The organism is Martinezella multihospitum (genome assembly GCF_900094585.1).
GTDB classification, from domain to species: domain Bacteria; phylum Pseudomonadota; class Alphaproteobacteria; order Rhizobiales; family Rhizobiaceae; genus Rhizobium; species Rhizobium multihospitium.
This window is the reverse complement of sequence record NZ_FMAG01000014.1, coordinates 1-16,510: the sequence shown is the minus strand read 5'-3', so window position 1 is coordinate 16,510 and position 16,510 is coordinate 1. Positions and strand designations below refer to the sequence as shown.

13 protein-coding genes and 3 pseudogenes are annotated in these 16,510 nt (G+C 53.1%); 5 read left to right on the top strand and 11 right to left on the bottom strand.

The window, feature by feature from the left end; genetic code table 11:
• Positions 1-19: 19 nt before the first annotated feature.
• Genes GA0061103_RS32585 through aepX form a run of 5 tightly spaced genes read right to left on the bottom strand, consistent with a single transcriptional unit; the run spans position 20 to position 4,227 of the window.
• Complete coding sequence (locus GA0061103_RS32585; protein WP_092719728.1) at positions 20-1,072, bottom strand: GNAT family N-acetyltransferase; 1,053 nt, start codon at positions 1,070-1,072, stop codon at positions 20-22.
• Positions 1,069-1,941, bottom strand: a complete 873-nt coding sequence (locus tag GA0061103_RS32580) for a nucleoside-diphosphate kinase (RefSeq protein ID WP_092719725.1) — start codon at positions 1,939-1,941, stop codon at positions 1,069-1,071. The genes GA0061103_RS32585 and GA0061103_RS32580 overlap by 4 nt, the downstream gene beginning before the upstream one ends.
• Entirely contained in the window at positions 1,938-2,693 is a 756-nt protein-coding gene (locus GA0061103_RS32575) for a YqcI/YcgG family protein (RefSeq protein WP_092719723.1), read from the bottom strand. The genes GA0061103_RS32580 and GA0061103_RS32575 overlap by 4 nt, the downstream gene beginning before the upstream one ends.
• An 8-nt stretch (positions 2,694-2,701) precedes the next feature.
• Entirely contained in the window at positions 2,702-3,337 is a 636-nt protein-coding gene (locus GA0061103_RS32570; RefSeq protein ID WP_092719720.1) for an HAD family hydrolase, read from the bottom strand.
• A gap of 8 nt (positions 3,338-3,345) precedes the next feature.
• Entirely contained in the window at positions 3,346-4,227 is an 882-nt protein-coding gene (gene aepX, locus GA0061103_RS32565) for a phosphoenolpyruvate mutase (RefSeq protein WP_092719717.1), read from the bottom strand.
• A 663-nt stretch (positions 4,228-4,890) separates the two neighbouring features.
• Between aepX and GA0061103_RS32560 the strand changes: the two genes are divergently transcribed.
• The 4 genes and pseudogenes from GA0061103_RS32560 to GA0061103_RS35190 all read left to right on the top strand — a co-directional run.
• Positions 4,891-5,826 (top strand): hypothetical protein, encoded by a 936-nt coding sequence (locus GA0061103_RS32560; protein WP_092719714.1) that lies wholly within the window; start codon positions 4,891-4,893, stop codon positions 5,824-5,826.
• Between the two features lie 47 nt (positions 5,827-5,873).
• A complete protein-coding gene (gene aepY / locus GA0061103_RS32555) occupies positions 5,874-7,034 on the top strand; it encodes a phosphonopyruvate decarboxylase (protein WP_092719712.1) in 1,161 nt (386 codons plus the stop codon).
• Positions 7,035-7,151: 117 nt separating this feature from the next.
• Entirely contained in the window at positions 7,152-7,892 is a 741-nt protein-coding gene (locus tag GA0061103_RS32550; protein WP_092719709.1) for a metallophosphoesterase family protein, read from the top strand.
• A gap of 256 nt (positions 7,893-8,148) precedes the next feature.
• A pseudogene (locus tag GA0061103_RS35190) lies at positions 8,149-8,367 on the top strand (ISL3 family transposase); the annotation flags it as partial.
• A 15-nt stretch (positions 8,368-8,382) separates the two neighbouring features.
• Here GA0061103_RS35190 and GA0061103_RS35700 read toward each other — a convergent pair.
• From GA0061103_RS35700 to GA0061103_RS35690, 4 genes and pseudogenes are all read right to left on the bottom strand, one after another.
• Positions 8,383-8,490, bottom strand: a pseudogene (locus GA0061103_RS35700) (hypothetical protein); the annotation flags it as partial.
• Between the two features lie 840 nt (positions 8,491-9,330).
• A complete protein-coding gene (locus GA0061103_RS35695; RefSeq protein WP_141694499.1) occupies positions 9,331-9,723 on the bottom strand; it encodes a helix-turn-helix domain-containing protein in 393 nt (130 codons plus the stop codon).
• A gap of 381 nt (positions 9,724-10,104) precedes the next feature.
• Positions 10,105-10,713: a TetR family transcriptional regulator gene (locus GA0061103_RS32530; protein WP_167376684.1), complete on the bottom strand. Its 609-nt coding sequence runs from the start codon at positions 10,711-10,713 to the stop codon at positions 10,105-10,107.
• 198 nt (positions 10,714-10,911) lie between these two features.
• Entirely contained in the window at positions 10,912-11,361 is a 450-nt protein-coding gene (locus GA0061103_RS35690; RefSeq protein ID WP_092719694.1) for a GNAT family N-acetyltransferase, read from the bottom strand.
• 213 nt (positions 11,362-11,574) lie between these two features.
• On the opposite strand from GA0061103_RS35690, the pseudogene GA0061103_RS32520 reads away from it, so the two are divergent.
• Positions 11,575-12,345, top strand: a pseudogene (locus GA0061103_RS32520) (IS6 family transposase).
• Positions 12,346-12,607: 262 nt separating this feature from the next.
• Here GA0061103_RS32520 and GA0061103_RS32515 read toward each other — a convergent pair.
• Entirely contained in the window at positions 12,608-14,524 is a 1,917-nt protein-coding gene (locus GA0061103_RS32515; protein ID WP_092719691.1) for a ParB/RepB/Spo0J family partition protein, read from the bottom strand.
• A gap of 886 nt (positions 14,525-15,410) precedes the next feature.
• Positions 15,411-16,265 (bottom strand): DUF932 domain-containing protein, encoded by an 855-nt coding sequence (locus tag GA0061103_RS32510; protein ID WP_092719688.1) that lies wholly within the window; start codon positions 16,263-16,265, stop codon positions 15,411-15,413.
• Positions 16,266-16,510: the final 245 nt, after the last annotated feature.

Genomic DNA, 16,510 nt, shown 5'->3' with positions numbered 1-16,510 from the left:
TGATAGAACCTAACTGACACTACACGCTCCAGGTCCAGTTCGACAAACCCACAGCCTGAAGGCCATGTCGTTTCTTGAATTCATCATTTCGCCTGCCGAACTCAACACGAGATCGTCCAGAAAGGAAACCATACTCAATCTCGGCTGCAAATAAGACGTACTGAGGGCTCCAATTCAGTTCATCAGGATACAGGCACCCACCCGCCCAAAAGTGTGCAGCGTGCGCATCAAGAAGGCAGATTGAAACTGCTAGAAGAACTCCCCCAAGCTCAACACGTAAAACCCTGCAGCTGTCTCCCAGAGACCTGAGAAGCACGCTTAGTTCTGAGGGAGGGTAGTAGCCCGGAGCGTGCTTGTTTGCAGTGGCAAGACAAAGATTGAGCACATCCTCATCAAGTGCACGATCAGTAGGGACGAACGATATTTTCGCTCCGGCATTCTGAGCACGTCGATAGTAGTGTTTGAGGGTCTTTCGAGTTGCTCTTCCGACCCTTTCGAGATGCAAGCTAAGTGTTGCGCCTTCTTCGGGAAGAAGGCTGTATCGAGATGCGCCGTTGACCGCTGGAAAGCCAGCAATTCCAATTGTTTGCGCAAGCGGGCCACTCCTGTCGATATTGCAGAGGCCACATGTGACCGCTCCATGCTTGCGGGCGAGATCCGTGATCTCTGCCTTTAGCGCGTGGACTTGCTCCACGGTTATCGTAGCCTCGGTCAAAACTCGGGTATCATAACAATGCCAGAGATGGCCTACCAACATTTTCTCTGGAGTAGCTGATGTACCGAACGGATTGACAGCGGTTTGCAGATATAGGGTCGTTAGTAAACTCAGGCGCCCAGATAAACCCTCTGAGTACAGATAGAAGGGCTCAGCTCCCGTCGTGAGAGGGTTATCTTCGATGGACTTTACGAAATTCCATTCATAGAAGACCGGTGCTTGAGCACGATGAACAAGATCGTCCCATCGGTATTTCCCAATTTCGTTGACGGAAGAGGCAACAAATATCGGCGACACGTTCCCCCGTGAAACTGAATTCGAACCGTCCCGTTGATTACTAGAAAGCTTAATCGTCATCGTTTTCGCGCCGGTGGGAAATAGCAACTACTTTCAAGTACCAAGTGTTGCCAAGAATCCATCTCTATTCCATATCGCTTTATGCAGTTCAGTATTCCAGATAGTCGGCCTGATCTTTCAGCCTCCGGAGTAAAATCGTACTGAAGCACGTCGAATAGGTCATTAGGCATGGTGTCGCGGACAAGATTGGCAAGCCTGCTCCCCGCACCGGTCGCCGCCAGACCGCCATTTAGCACCAGCATCGTATCGATCTCGTTGCGGGAATCGTCATCGAGATCATCCCAGAATAGTGTCAAGATCGCAGCCCTCAACTGCTGGAGAGCGTCGTCAAAGTCTCGTGTTTCGGGAACGAGTGGTGTGGTCAGCTTGCAAAGCTGCTCAATGCGGCGATGGCACTTCGCCTCGTCGTCAAAAACGTCATCCGGTGTCAGCCCGAAAACGAGGGCGTCCTTGCGAGATTCCTCAGGGTTGTCCGAGGCGTGAAATATTCCCAGCACGGCATTAATAGCGCCGAAATCTCGACGGATCTGACCGTCAATCATTAAATGCGGATGCTGGTTTCCCTTTCGCGATTTAACATAGGCGTGAGGCAGGTCTTGATCGACGCAACGGCAGATCATCGCTAACGATGGTGCCAGCGCAAACGCGTCTTCGATTAGCCTGTAACGCCATGTCTGCCAGTTGCCGGCAATAACGTCGCGATATAGCTCGTCAATCATTTCAGCGTCTGTCTTAGACAGCTTTGCAGCAACCGGTATGATGCCTTCCTCCAACAACCGCTTGAAAAGCTGGAGCTGCAACCCGCGGACCATGATATCAGGCGTCATAAGAACGAGGACGTGATCTTTCCAGAAATGTGCGTCGGTCATGTCCCTTCTCCGGTCAATCTGCCGTATGGACACGCACCTTCTTGAAATTGCGTGTCGTCGTCAGGCAAAAAATACTGTCGCCATTTGAAAACCGAAGACTGGTTTTCACTTCCCGAGTGCGGATGAGCTGAGATGGTGTCGAACACAGCAGCGCGGCGTCGAATAGTTACCTTTGCATGCTTCCCAGCTGGGGTCGACCCGCCCAAACCTTCGAAGACCCGATCACTCAATTGGAAGATCAAAGTCAGGCACGGACCCAAATTTCTGCTACGCCTGAGCCGATATGCCGGGCTGCAAGCAAGGACGAACCATTTCCGTCCTGCGAAACACCACTGCCACAAGGGATCGGCCGTGTCTTGTGGTGCAGCCTCAGGCCAAGGGCTAGTATCGTGCTTGCTTATTGCAGAGAGAAGTCTCCAAAAGCGGTGATAGTCGGTCTTGATATCTACAGGAGATACGGGCGGACCGACAAAAACTACCAATGACTGCTTAGCCGGGCCAGTGACAGCGATCTCCAAATATGCCCGTAGCACATTTGCGAGATCCTCTGCTGGATTGGTGCCTTTTAGATCACTTACGAAGCAAAATGATAAGGTTTTATCCTTGATAGAGGCGCTACCAAAATAGCAAGGATAGTTCGGGTCGCTGACCTTCTGAAGGAACTCGGAGGTACTCACGTTGGCCCAGTCAGGGCCGGCTTCTTGCGCCTCGCTCAACACTCTCGCAGGCTGGATAAATGAAACCTCTTGCATGAGATCCCTCAAAAGCTAACTATCAACTCTGGCAGTTTGGACATGTCGAGAAGGTGCCGAACCTTTGCGCTCTCCCGTACTGTTTTGGTCTCAGCGCCATACAGGACAACATTCATCCCAGCGCTCAACGCGGCTTCCACCCCGATCGCGCTGTCCTCAACGACGATGCACTGATCGTTAGGAAAACTGTTGTGCGACGCAGCGAACTGAAAAAGCGTTGGATCAGGCTTCCACGAACCAATTTCGTACGCCGAATATATCTGTTCGCCAAAATGTGCAGTTAGGCCGGCCGATCTTAGCCGGGTCTTTATCAGTTCCAGGGGGCTGTTCGACGCAACGCAACGCCTATTTGGCAGCCCACTCAACGCTATTGAAAGACCGGGGGTCTCTACCATAGACCTGTCGATGGTATTGGCGCAAAGCTCACGGACCTCAGGCACGAAGGATTCGGGCAACGGTTTGCCCATTTCCTCTGAAATCATTCCGGCCACTTGAGCCATCTTTCTGCCGCGAAACCGTTTTTCAACGTCAGAAAGTGTCCTGTTGTACCCGTAACGACTAGCTACCTGCAAAAGGCAGAGGGTTTCCCCCGGTTCAGATTGGACTAAAACCCCATCGCAATCGAAGATTAGAAGCGGCTTCATGTAGCCTCCTATGCAGGGAGATACTTTTGCTCCGCGCTATCAAGCTCTTGGTAGTCGAGCAGCTCAAATATCTCGCCCACTGAAGCTATTTCCTCTTCAATGCCCGCGACCGATTGCTCCTGAATAATCCTGTTGCATACCGACTTCATCGCAGAAACTGCGGCCCGCATGTTGTGATTGGCCCATATCACGGTGGATATATTGGCTTTTCGGAAAACATCGGTCGGTGTTGTTGAGTATTTGGTTGGGACTATAATTATTGGCCTAGAATTGTCCCACTGGCCACAGAAACTGAGGATTTCACTCGGGTCCGATTTCCGCGAGTGGACTAAAATTGCATCAGCACCTGCCCTGGCATAGCTATGAGCTCTTTCCAGTGCGTCCTCGAGCCCGTGACCGCCGATGAAAGATTCCAGTCGGGCAACAACCACCAAATCGTGTCCACACGTATCCTTAACTGCCTTCAGTCGCCCGCAATACTCCTGGATGTCGGCAAGCGGATGCCGATCACCCACAAACGAGTTCATCTTTGGAAAGACTTTGTCTTCAAGACAAACTCCCGCAGCCCCCGCTTGCACGAGCTTCCGAGCAACAATTCGAGCGTTATTGAAATTGCCGAAACCGGTATCGCCATCCACCAAAATGGGAATGCTTGTGACATCAGCAATTCGACCAACAGCCTCGACAACCTGGGTCCAAGACGCCTCGTTTGAGTCGCGAAAGCCAAGAGTGGAAGCTATTGACAGCCCAGAAGCCCAGAGACCCTTGAAGCCTGCTTCTTCCGCAATACGCGCTGATAGCGCATCGTGAGCTTCCATCAGAAATGAAAGTTCGCGGGACCTCAATAGCAGCGAAAGTGCGCTTGGGGCAGGATCAAAGGTAGCAAGCATAAGTACCCTCCTTGATTGTAGATGTGATAGTCATAGAAAAATACACTCCCGTCAATAGGGTAATTATCTCATTATATATCTTAAAAGTAGCGCATAAGAATCAATGACATAGAGATCAGCCTACTCCTCTTCTCTGGAACCCTCAGCACGATTTCGACTGTCGACCAAGGTTCGCGCCTCCTTAATATAATAATTTATAATCAATATGTTAGCGTTAAGTCTCTACCGAAATTGCAGGGATTTTTGCAAGAATTCAGGAATCGGAATGTAAGTTGCATGCCACCAATATCAGTTAGCCGAATAATTGACGGACGACTTTTTTCCTATTGACCACGCCTTTTAATTGTGTTCCGACTAATATGCATCTTAGCAGGACAATGCAATCAGAGGTATGTCAAGGGGTCCCGCTTGGCGTGGATCAAATTTGTTTCCCGAATTCGTCGAGGTCAAACAATGCTTAGTGCCGCACAATCCGAAACGCCCCTCATTATGATTTTTGGGACGGGCAATCTTTGCGCAAATTTGCTCCCACTCCTCCTAACACGTGCACAGACAAGTAGGGTTGTGCTGGTGGGACGAAACTTCGAAAAAGCTGTCCGGCTAGCCAATTTGGCGCGTTTTACAGCCTACAATCTAGGAACAGTGGCAGGACCTTCCGTCGAGATGGCTGATCTCCGCAATGTCGAACAAGTAGCAGAAATATTGGCCAGGATTCGCCCTGATATAATCTTCATGGGCGCTTCATTGCAGGCCGCGAGAATAATTACTGAGCTTCCAAATGATGTATTTCGGGCAATCGATGAAGCTCAATTCGGTATCTGGCTCCCTATGCATTTGAGTCTCAACTATGATCTCATGAAAGCTGTGAAGCTTTCCGGCCACAACTGCATGGTCGTGAATGGCGCCTTCCCCGACGCCGTTGGAAACGTGCTTTCAAAAGTTGGCTTGGCGCCGGACATCGGCGTAGGAAACATCGGGAATATTGTTCCAGCTCTGACCTATTCCGTCGCAAGACGCCTTGATATTGAGCCAGTTCGTGTGCGGCTGCGGCTCATAGCCCATCACTATTTCAGTCATTACGTCCATCGCTTTGGTAACGCAGGTCGAGCCACATACCATTTGGATGCCTACGTCGATGGGCAGCTTGTCGACCTCGGGGAAGATCACGGACCAATCTTCAAAGCGCTCGGTGGCGACCTTAGGCGAGTTGGCGGCACCGAAGGGCAAATCCTCACCGCTGCCTCGGCAGCTCTCATTCTGCAGGGGTTGGTTTCCGAGACGCCAATTTATGCTCATGCCCCAGCGCCTCGAGGATTACCGGGTGGGTATCCTGTCAAGATATCAAGTGGTTCCATTGAGCTCGATTTGGATCCCTCCATGCCCATGGAGCGCGCGATAAAAGTAAATGAGGCGTGCCAACATGCAGACGGTATTCGACAGATCGCAGACGACGGTACTGTTTACTTTGAAGATCAGGAGGCCGACATCTTAAACCGGCTGCTCGGCTATGAATGCCGAGAATTGAAGCTGGATGACTCGTACCAATGGGCCGAAGAACTTTCGTCTAAATATCAGAAGTTTTCAGAACAATATCGGTGAATTCAATCACTTTGGGCTATTCCAGCTCTCGGATTTTGGAGAACGAGATGATCTCAGCCGATTCGTTTATTGACGCCGCAATAACTCATGGGTTTTCTTTTTTTAGCGGCGTTCCGTGCAGTTATCTGTCGCCCGTCATTAATCGCGTTATCAGTCGAGCCGATTGTAGATATGTCGGCGCGACAAGCGAGGGGGAAGCTGTCGCGATTGCCGCAGGCGCCTGGCTGGCGGGTCGAGATGCAGTAGTGATGTGCCAAAACTCGGGACTTGGCAACGCGATCAATCCGCTCACCTCACTGAATCGGCCTTTTTTGATTCCTGCGCTTTTGCTCGTAACCTGGAGAGGGCGCCCGGGCGAACCTGACGAGCCCCAGCATTTGTTAATGGGGCAAAAAACACAGGCGTTGCTTGAAACAATCGAAATACCGTCCATGGACTTTCCTACCGACGAGCTGTCACTTGGCAACGCCATCGCATCCGTTCGCGAGCGCTTTAGTAGCAACCGCCTTCCTTTTGCTATGGTGTTACGCCGAGGCGTGGTCGAACCATCGACCCTAAATAGTCCAGAAAGTCCAGAACGAGATTGGATGGGCACCTATGAAGATCGACGAACCGGCTCTCGCCAAACGAGCAGACAAATGGCATTGGAGACCGTCTTGGAGACTGTCTCCGATAAGACGGCGATAATCGCCACAACGGGAATGTGTGGACGAGAGCTATTCACGATATCTGATCGTGAGCAGCACTTTTATCAGGTAGGCTCGATGGGTGCAGCCAGCGCTCTTGGCCTAGGCGTGGCGCTAAATACTGAAAAGCCAGTCTTAGTGCTTGACGGTGATGGCGCAGCACTGATGAAGATGGGCAACATGGCAACGATCGGTGCCAACTCTCCAGACAAGTTGGTTCACGTCATTCTCGATAATGCTGCCCATGATAGTACCGGGGGACAGGCAACGGCGTCACCCAACGTGGATTTCGCGGGGGTCGCCCTTGCATGTGGCTATAAGGCCGCGTGGAGATGCGACAGCGTTGATGAATTCCATCGCGCACTGCAGAATGCGGCTGCCGTGCGTGGGCCAGCAATGGTTCATATGCAGATTGCTACTGGGTCTATGCGGAATCTTGGGCGCCCCACTATCGCGCCCTCCGATGTAGCAATACGTTTCCAACGTTTCCTAAAGTCATCTCAGAAAGGGATCGACTCTTAGCAACAAGGCCCACGCCTGCCGCTCCAGGTTCCATTCTCATCACTGGAAGGAGGTATATCTGCGCGCATGAACAGAACGTGGCGCGAACAATCTTATCATTTCATGGAGGTTAACTAGATGCGTATCGCTGCTATTTCTGATGTTCATGGAAATCGTATCGCATTGGAGGCCGTCGCGAAGAGCATACGCGAACTGGATCCCGACATTGTCATCAGTCTGGGTGATCTCGTGTCTGGGCCGTTTGACCCAGCCGGCAGCGCCGATCTTCATATTAGCCTTGGTTACGAAACAATCGCGGGTAATCACGAGCGGCAAATAATTGAAGGAGGAACGGGCTTATCTGATTCCTACGCCAGACAGTGTTTATCTCAATCACACAAGGCTTGGATTGAAGGGCTGCCGAAAACTGCGACCTTTGATGATGGATTGGTCTTTGCATGCCATGGAAGTCCGACAGGCGGGGACAACGACTATTTGTTAGAGGATGTGAGCTCAGGCCGACCTGTCCTAAACTCCAAGCAAGTTATTCTCGATAAGTTAAACGGCATCGGGAATGCGGAGGTCGTTCTTTGTGGGCATTCTCACATCCCTCGCATTGTATACGTTGGCGGCGTGTTGGTCGTTAACCCAGGCAGTATAGGAATGCCCGGATACCGTAGCGAAAAGCCCATTTCGCATGTTGTCGAAGTGGGGGCCCCGCACGCGAGATTTGCATTCCTTGAAAAGACAAGGTCGGGCTGGAGTGCTGAACTGCGATCAATCCCGTATGACTTTGAGTTGGCTGCCCTTCAAGCGGAGGCAGTTGATCGGCCCGCCGTAGCGCATTTGATTCGAAACGGCTGGTTCGCATCTGATTAGCAACTTATTTCATTTTAATAAGAGCCCAGACTGTGTTTCGGCGTGCAATATTGGGTCTTCTCTATTCGGCATGCTCGCGTCAAGCACTTTTGAAGGTTTCCATCTGCCGGCCTTTGATGTCCTTTAGCAGGCCCTTGCTTCTCTTCGGGATAGGCTCTTTGGCCTTCCCATCATGGGATCAGAAGAACGAGGCGGCGCAATCTGACTCACGTCCTGAGCGTCGTAACGATCGGCACAAGACCCAAAGCGCACTCACCTCAGCCGAGACCGCTGCGGCCTGTATGCGCAGGCAACCCGTGATGGCGCACCGCAGGCCCAGCAGGTCGCCGATCGGTCTCACCTGGTCCAGAACCTTCGCCCGGCCATCGAAGAGCAGATGAGCCTTTCCGGACGTGCCGCCGGAAAGGCCATTCTTTCGGAGGACGCAATTGTTGACGCTGCGACACATCGCCGACGCGCCCGTCTCGCACATAGGTAGCTGCCGCCAGGTGAACAACTGTTGCGATGTCAGCCCGTGACGCCGCGCCACCGAGCACACCGTCACGCCGGGCTCATAGCTTGTGCCGGTCGCGGCGGGGTGCTGCGACCGGTTTTCCAATCCTACTCGGCGATCTACATCGACTCGTTTTCAAGCTGCTCATCGCTTTCCTGATCGAGCGGTTCGGCATCAAGAAAAATATTGATTTGGAGCAGGCGCATCAATTCAGAGAGCTAGACCGTATCTGGCGACTAGCACACCGCGTAGGCTGCGCCTTTACACTTTTCATCCGGAGAGTGCCACTAACATTACGTCGTTGCCTCCGGCGCGAACCATCCGACGATGTCGATGCCGGTTCTTGATGGAATTCTCAATCGCATGATGATCAGCGGTAACCCAAGGCATAGCAACAAGGGAAAACGTCGCGATTTGCGGATATCTAAAGGACGCTTGACCGCCCGTTGTAGCGGCAATCTCTCGTTTCAATCCAATCTCGTAAGCTATTCCTTCTGCATCAATTCAGATAATGTTTTCACATTCAGAACGGCCAAGATATCTTCAAGATTGATTTGGATTTCGGCTACGCTTTTGCCTTCCAGCAATGCGATTTCAGTGGGAGTTCTACCGAGAAATACCCAACGAAGACATGCTCTTTGTAAAGGTGGAAGCATCTTTTGTTTCATTGACGGAGTTGCTCAAGTTTATCGTTTTGCATTGCACAACTCTCGTCGTATGGTGCTATCATCCTTCTGATACCGCGCCTCAATTCCTCGAGATGAAGACCTCGCTGCCATGTGACGGGGTAAGTTATTATAAACTATAGCATACTTATCATCCACTATCTATCACTTCTCATTTAGCTATATCCGGTTAAACCACAACACTCGATCAAGTGCCGTAGAAATACGGTAGAGATAAGAACTCACAGGAAAGCCAACACCAGGAGATCACCTCCTCAATCTAAGAATCTACCTGTGTCGAAGGTATGTAATTGACTGCCACCGCTTCCAACAGTTCAACTACTTTCATTCTTACGTGCGGATCGTCTATGGTCATAAATGCTGTGATCAACTCTCCTGACTGTGGATCCTGATCAGGCCGGACATGACTATCGCTTTGGCGAACAGGTTGAAGAAGAAAGGAGATTGAAACGTTCAAAATTTCCGCGAGCGACAATACCCGACTCGCAGTCAATCGAGTGGCGCCAGTCTCGTATTTCTGAATTTGTTGAAAACTGACTCCAATGGTGCGGGCTAGCTTGCTCTGACTCCATCCGAGCATCATACGCGCTCGACGAACTTGCTCACCTATTCTGACATCAATAGAGCTTGGCTGCTTTATTTCGCGCTTCAAACGATACCCTCAAAACGAATGAACTGTTCAGCTTGAGAACAAATTGTCGCCGCTGCAATAGACATCGATTACTCATATTTGGCATATGTCGTAGTCAGAAAGTTGCGGTAAGCCTTTTCAATTTACACTGTATCGTCCTTCATAGAGGCGATATCATCTGACTTTCAGAACTCGGAAGCCCTGCACTCCTAGTCCAGAACGCAAATCTAGTGCGCGCTTAACAACGCTGGACGGCTCACATTGTAGCGCCGCGCTTGAAAGTCCATTGGTAGCTGAAGCGGGCAGCCATATCGATAAAGATTCCCTTTCCCGCAACGGCCAATATGCAAATTCCGAACATCCAGATGCGCCCACACCAAATAAAGTATATTATCTGAAAGGTCAATCGCCAGGTGTGCCATTTCGACGAGCTAGCCTCTTTCCAAGATGACTCTCAACAAACTGGAAGGTCCAATCGACACATGTATTTCTACCCAGCGAACCTTTACTAAGCGCTGCGGTCAACCACAGACCATCGATGAAGGCCCAAAACTGCGATGAAATATCTGGATTTTTGCTACCAAGCTCAAGAAACAATCGTCGCGTCTTCTCATGTAATCGACGATGCGCCTCAGGCGCGTAAGACAGCTCTCCATTATGATATAAATAATAAATTATTGATGCGATCCATCCATGCATATCTATCTCGGTAAACAAACCATCAGCAAAAACTCCTTCAATTATTGTCGAAATCTGCTCTTCTGCTGTATACGCAAATTGTAATTTATATTCTGCTGTCGCAAAAAATTTTGCATGAACATCCTTGAATACTTCCTTCAATATTTCATCTCTATCTTCAAATAATGCATAGATAGTTGTAGGAGACGAGTTAATCCTTTGACGAATTTTGTCTGTTGTGACGGCGCTCATCCCTCCTTCTTTTATTAACTCCGCGGCAGCGTTCAGTATATCAGTGTACCGTTGAGCCGTCCTTGTGATCGTCTTTCCCACTAGCTTCTCCCACTGTTGAATATTCTCCCGACCCAATAAGAAGGGCGGCATCCGCCGTCCAGAATAAAGATCTTTACTGCATTTGACAAATGAGAGTGTATAAATGGGAAGCCAGAAATTCCGACGCCTCATCGCCCCCTACCGACAAGCCGGGATCTCGACGATAGCAATTATCCAATCCGACTTGAGGGTATCAGCCTAGCAAAGGCACTTTTGCATCTTGCGAACGGCGTCGAACCCTGGAACTGGCGTATAGCCGGCGGACCGATGAAATGTCGCAGCTGTTATAGTCGTCTCAACGAAGCAAGATCTTGCGCCAAGCTCTTTCGCACGGTCTTCCATATGCTTGAGCATCGCTTTGCTTACTCCATGAAACCGATGATCTGGACACACATAGTTCAACACTATCTCGCTCGCATGGGACAACATCCCAATGCCAAGCAGTATCCCACTTCTCTCCGCTACATACAGATCTTCGGAAGCGCTATTTACCCAGCAGAGCCAATTTTCAGGCGTCTTGTTGGCAATCCATCTTCCAATGTGCGCTGGCTCCCACTTATGATCCCGCCCACATAACTCTATAATCGATCGTTTCAGAAGACTGCTCCCCTGTTGCGCGTCAGCTTCTGTTGCTTCGCGTATAAACATGGTCGCTCTCCACGTCTTGCTATCTCTATCATAAAACCAACGGTCGCAAGCCCTAGATAAAGGAAGTGGGGAAAGTTTCAAGCAAAGCGGGAATGACAAAGACAATTGCACGCGAACGAGGTGAGTATGTACGCTGGGGATGTCAGGTTAAGGGCTCTGTTACAAAGAATCGATTGAAGGCGGAAAGAGCGTTGACAATTTTCAGCGGGAGCTTTGAAGAGTGATTTTAAGTGGCGTCATTTTCAGGGTGAAGTGATTTTGTGGGCGGTTCGCTGGTATTGCCGCTATGGGGTGAGCTACCGCGATCTTGAGCAGATGATGGGTGAAAGGGACGTGCTGGTCGATCATTCCACGATCTATCGCTGGGTTCAGAAATATGCGCCAGAGATTGAAAAATGACTACGCTGGCATTGGCGCCGGCCTCAATCGACGAGTTGGCGTGTCGATGAGACCTATGTGAAGGTTCGCGGCAAATGGACATATCTGTACCGGGCCATCGACAAGTTCGGCAACACGATCGATTTCTATCTGTCGCCGACGCGCAATGCCGAAGCAGCCAAGCGATTTCTCGGCAAGGCTTTGAATGGCTTAAAGGACTGGGAAGAGCCAACCACTATCAACACGGACAAGGCGCCGACCTACGGCATCGCGATCTCGGAACTGAAGGCCGACGGCAAGTGCCCAAAAGAGCTTGTGCACCGACAGGTCAAGTATCTGAACAATGTGGTCGAGGCGGATCATGGCAAGTTGAAACAGCTGATCAAGCCAGTTCGAGGGTTCAAGACCTTGAAAATGGCCTATGCGACGATCAAGGGTTTTGAGGTCATGCGGGCGTTACGCAAAGGTCAGGCAGCAATTTTCAATCTGACCGGCGACATTCGTGGAGAAGCCCGCATCGTGGAACGCGCTTTCGGCATTGGACAGAGCGCCTTGACGGAAGCTGTAGCGCGGCTCACTTCAAATCTCGAAAGTAAGGCCGCGTGACGGCGGAGAAAACAGGACCTCGCCTGTCATCCGGAATATTTGCAACAGAGCCAAATTTCGGGCGGGAGGAGAGCGTGAGAGGACGCGGGCTTGCGGGGTCCTCTTGCTGCGACCGCGGCGGTCGATCCGCCAAGGTCGCATCGTCGCGCTGGCCACATCGCAGTGCCGATGCTAACAGTGTCGCGAGATAGAGTTCAGCTTTGCAGGCCGCTCGTCTTTCTGTCGAGCCGGTCGCGGGGGTGCCGCGACCGGCTCCTTCATTCTACTCGGCGGCGTCCATCAGCTCGCTGTCGTCGTCCTCCGCCTGACGAGATTCGAGGTCCGCGATCCGGACCGGACCGGGAAGCCAGCCGGTGCCTCCAATCTGACGCTCCGCGTAGGCTGCAGCCTCGGCCTTCTTCATTCCTGCGACACCGCTGGCAAAATCGCCACCTTTTGCCTCGGTCAACGCCTCCTCGATCCCAGCCTTGCTAACCCTCCCAAAGTAGTTCGCGGCAGTTGCGGGGAACCAATCGGTCATATCGACCTTGAGCGCGGTGGCCAGTTTATCGGCGTGGCGTCGCTGGTTGCTCCTGTTATAGTGCGGCAGTTGCAACGCATTCACCGACTTTGCAGCAGCAAAAGCCAGAAGCCTCAGAAGCTCTTCACGGGTCTGATCCAAGCACCAGTTCCATAGATCGGCGGGATTGCCGGGAAGCTGATGACCGTAGTTTTCCGCGAGGTCGTCCAACGCTACCATACCCTTGCACTCGGCGGGGTCCTTGATCGAATTTTCCAGACGGTCGCTAGTCAAACGTAGCTCGAGGCAGGTTTCCTCGCTTCCATAAATGCCCTGCACGCTGAGAAGCATGGCATGAACGACAGCGACAAGAGCAACGTCGGGATTGTGGGCAAGTTCGGCCCGAATGGCGGCTGTCTTCTGGGCGGTCAGCTCCTGCGTAAGAGCCGCCGAAAGCGTGAAAGGCTTTGCTATCGAAGCTTTTCCGCTGGCGCTGTCATTGCTTTCCTCGCTGTCAGTGGCCGTATCATCATGGTCGTCACCATGACTGGGCTCCGGGCGGATAAATCCCCGTTCGATGCGCAACTTGCCATAATGGTCAATGCAGACATAGGCACCGGCCCGGCTGATGTCCTCAGGGGCATAGCATTCCTCGGCCGCCTGCAAAGTTTCAATCTGTGTCACAACCTGATCGAAACGGCTTTCCTGCTCGTCATCAACATCGCCGTCCTCGATCAGAGCGGCAAGTTCGCTGTATTCTTCATCCAGTCGATCAAGCTCCGCCTGCTGCTCCTCGGTAAGCGGGATCGTCTGGCGATAGACGCGGCGCAGGCGATGGGCTTCGTTGGGCATCTCGGCATGGCATTCCACCCAGAGCCAGCCTTCGGCGCTGACTTTTTCGGCCTCGGAGTTCAGCTTTTCGGCAACAAGACGTTCAACCAGCGCGATATCCGTCGCATAGCCGCTGTTACCGGTGTCGAACAGGTCGCGTTGGACATTGCCGCCTGCGGCCTCATAGGCTTCGAGACCACCGATGAACACAAGGCGTTTGTCTGTCGCTCTCATCGAACCACGTTGCAAGGCATCACGGATGCGATGAGCGCTGCGGTTCCACGACGGCAGGCTGTTCCAAACCTCTTCCTGCCGAACATGATCGTCTGTCACGGTGAAAGCGGAGAGCTGCTCAAGGCTGATTTCTTCGTCGCGGTACAGCTCACGTAAAACCGGCGAGACACGGGCCAGCGCCAGACGACGGGACACGATGGTTTCGGTCGTGCCGAAGCGGGCGGCGATATCGGCAATGGGCATTCCCTTCTCCGCTAGGGATGCAAATGCATCTTGAGCATCCAAAGGATGCATGTCGCGTCGGATCAAGTTTTCGGCAAGACTGATCTCTGTCGCCTTATCCCCTTCCCGCTCCTTGCATTCGACGGCAAAATCCTTGGTGATCTCGCCAGCCTCGGCCAGCAGGTTGAGCGCCAGACGGCGGCGTTCGCCCGCGATCACGAGGAAGCGCCCTTTCTTGTCGCTCTTGCGGACAACGAGATTCTGCAAGACTTGGTAGCCGTCATTGCGAATGTTTGCCGCCAGTTCCTCGATCCCCTCCTTGCTGTAAGTCTTCCGCACGTTCATGGGATCGGTATCGAGCTTGTTCAGGGCGATGGTGATAATGTCGGTCATGTTGTCTTCCTTTCTTCCTTTTGGTGTCGCGAAGCGGGAGCACCCCGCTCCTGCTTCCTGAGCTCGGGCGGACCAGCGGGAGAGAAGGGGGCAAGAAGAAAGAGCCGAGGGATATCGCCCACCCGTAGGGCGGCCGCGGGAAGCGGCCGGCCGGAGCGGCGATGGCGCCGACGGCGCGATCGTCCTGCAGGGCGACAGCCCGAAGGATGGGGAAGCGGCTTTTTGTTCTTGCTGGGAAGAGAGGGCAGCGCTCCTCTTTTCCCGACGGAAGAAAAGATGTCGCCGGTGTCAGCGCAAATGTGCCAGCATTTGTCGCGCGCCGGTGTCATGGCGCAGCGTAAGCGGCCCGCACGATGCGATCGTCACCCGACCGGGCGGAAACAGGTCTCCGCCTGGTTCCGTGCCGCAGGCTGAGACGCGCGGTCGCAGATGCGACGTGCCTGAAATCTATTCAGAAATCTACCGGAGAGGACGGCTAGCAAGAGTCGGTCTTCGTACACCACGACAGCACGGTGATGGGTGGCACACGAGCCGTGTGGCATCTTGGAATCGTGTGAAAAGTGGCTATTTTCGTAACCGGAGTGGGATGCCGATCTTGCCCGTGACCTTTTTCCCAGGACATGAATTGAACCCGGATTGTCGGTGTCCAGCTGATACGGAAGCGCCGGCTGGCACGGCGCGGCTGCTTCTGCCTCAAAACCTTTGTCCTCTTATCGACGATTCGAACGAGCGAACGCAAGTCACCTTGCGTGACGTGTGGGCGGTTTGCATCGTCTTCCGGTCGCGCCGCTCGATGCGGTGCGGCCGGAACCGAGGCCCGATGCGAATGAGTATCCGCCCGGATGGGTCTGGCGGAGCGAGTGCGCCCCGCCGGGTGAAGATGTCGTCAAGACACGCTTTTCAGCGCCGCCATCCGCTCACCGATCAGCCACAACGCTTTGTTCAGCTTGATCTCCTGATCGATGCCATTGATGGCACGGGATTTGACGCGGCGAGGACGGCCGAGATCGTCACGGCCAATGCCGCGCAAACCGCCTTTCAGGCTATGCTCCTGAACCACGTTCCAAGTGGTCCAAAGATCATCGGCGCGATCATCGATGCGACGCGGGATCAGAAGCTGTTCCGGCTTGATAGGAGTCTTTGTCTCGCCGTCGCCATCACCAAAGCGCAAGAGGTGAGCGGCTTCGGCCAGCACCTGCTGTTCGTCGCGATTGAGCTTGAGTGCCGACCAGTCCTGCGGCGCTGCAAGCGTACGTTCTGCTTCATTGAGAACACGATAGGTTCCCTCGATGACCTTTGCGCCGACGTCACCGGAATGACGGACCTTGATGGCATCGATGGTGCCGGTCTGTGTCACGAGCGAATTCAGGCAGCGGATACGGAAAAGGCCAGCTAATAATTCGTAGGCGCTCGTGCCGTCGTTAGCGTTCTTGAGCAAGATTTCGCAAACGGTGTCTCCGACATGGTAGGTATTGCCGTCATCGATACGGCGCAGGCGGATCAGATGCTTGGTGAAATCGGCCTTTCCCGCAATGCGGCTCGACGACTGCTTTGCGCCGACGGGGACAAAGCCCTCCTTCATGAGGCCACGCAGGACATCGATCGTCGGGATGGGCTGGAAGCGCTCGGAGCGGCTTTCATGAGCTGTCGTTGCGAAGATCGAGGGAGCGGCCTTGCGCAGTTCCGTTTCGGTCATGGCGCGGCCTGTGTCGTAGCGGGCGGTATCGGTATAGATCGTCATGAGCTTGTCCTTTCTTCCTTTTGGTCTCGCGAAGCGGAAGCACCCCGCTCCTGCTTCCCGAGCTCGGGCGGACCAGCGGGAGAGAAGGGGGCAAGAAGAAAGAGCCGAGGGGGATCACCCACCCGTAGGGCGGCCGCAGCAAGCGGTCGACCGGAGCGGCGATGGCGCCGACGGCGCGATCGTCCTGCAGGGCGACAGCCCGAAGGATGGGGAAGCGGCTTTTTGTTCTTGCTGGGAAGAGAGGG